Source organism: Campylobacter sp. B0100352/1, from assembly GCF_020135855.1.
Taxonomy (GTDB): domain Bacteria; phylum Campylobacterota; class Campylobacteria; order Campylobacterales; family Campylobacteraceae; genus Campylobacter_D; species Campylobacter_D taeniopygiae.
Genome location: NZ_JACHTP010000094.1, coordinates 1 through 556, shown reverse-complemented (window position 1 = coordinate 556; position 556 = coordinate 1). Strand labels below are relative to the sequence as shown.

Annotated in this window: 1 pseudogene; it reads right to left on the bottom strand. The window is 34.4% G+C overall.

Going from position 1 to position 556, the window contains the following annotated elements:
• Positions 1-556: pseudogene (locus tag H2279_RS08685) on the bottom strand (hypothetical protein); the annotation flags it as partial.

Here is a 556-nt window from a genome sequence, read left to right as displayed (position 1 = left end):
GAAAATCTAATCTTTCAGGACTAAAATAATAAGGTGCATTAGGATAACCTTGAGGAGGGGTTAAGGCTGCGAGTTTGGCTTGCAAATAAAGCTCTTCTAGATAAGTTTCTACCTTTGCTTCACTCCAGCGATTAGGTATATCATAACTATAACTTCTTACACAACCTTTTTTATAAGCATCTATTTCTTGATCAAATTCCCATCTGCTTTCAGGAGTAGAATCCACATCTCTTGGATCCTTGTATTTACCCTTATCGATTCCTCTTAACATTGCTGTTACTACATCATTATCAATATCATAAATAAAATCATACTCGTTTGGATCTATAATCCATTCTGTAGAGATTAACTCATCTAAAAAAGGAAGCATACCATATTTATCATAGGGAGGATGTTTGGCAAAGTTTTTGATAATTTGTTGTTTTAAAGGGTTTTCGTGTATTCCATATAAAGGACGATACAATCTTTCTAAACACTTTTCATCTCCTAATTGTGCTCCAAGCCAAAGAGCTTGAAAGCCTCTTGATTTTAATCCAGAATCACTAAGCTGTATGGC